The following is a 622-nucleotide window of genomic DNA, read 5'->3' as shown; positions in this document are numbered from 1 at the left end:
CCCGCTGGCGGAGGCGATGAACCAGACCAGCGCCTCGGTGCCGCCGGAGGTCGACGAGTTCGCCCTGTCGGGCCTGACCCCGGTGCCCTCGCGCGTGGTGAGCGTGCCTCGCGTGGGCGAGAGCCCGGTGTCGCTCGAGTGCCGGATGACGCAGTGCATCCGGCTCCAGGCCGCCGACGGCACGGCGGTCGATTCGTGGTTGACCCTCGGCGAGGTCGTTGCCGTGCACATCTCGAAGGCGCTGCTGCGGGACGGCATCTACGACACCGCCGCCGCGCGGCCCATTCTTCGTGCCGGCGGGCCGGCCGACTACTTCGAGATCGGAGCCGACACGCTGTTCAGGATGCGGCGACCGAAGTAGGCCGGCCGCTCATTCGAGGCCGTGGCAGATAATCCGCCACCACCCTTCCTCCCAGAACAATGAAGCCAGATATCGACGCCTTGAAGAAGACTTTCAGGGAGGGCCGGCACGCTGAAGCCATCGCCGAATGCGAAGCCTGGTGCCTCCAGGCGCCCGCGCATGTCGAGCTCAAGCGCCTGTGCGCCATGATGCATGCGCTGGTGCGCAACTACGCCCGATCGCTCGAATTGCTACAGCAGGTTCGCCAGCAGGGCCCGGAGA

At 67.8% G+C, this 622-nt stretch carries 2 protein-coding genes; both read left to right on the top strand.

The features are described from left to right. Nucleotides 1–361, top strand: a 361-nt coding sequence (locus AC1DTN_RS38305; RefSeq protein ID WP_477925405.1) for a flavin reductase family protein, incomplete at its 5' end; no start/stop codon positions are given. An 80-nt stretch (nucleotides 362–441) separates the two neighbouring features. Beyond that, the coding region (locus AC1DTN_RS38300) for a hypothetical protein (protein WP_477925403.1) at nucleotides 442–622 on the top strand (181 nt) is incomplete at its 3' end.

It is taken from the genome of Rhizobium sp. 01T444 (assembly GCF_056398305.1).
Note: the sequence above shows the minus strand (reverse complement) of the source record. Positions and strands in the feature narration are given on the sequence as shown.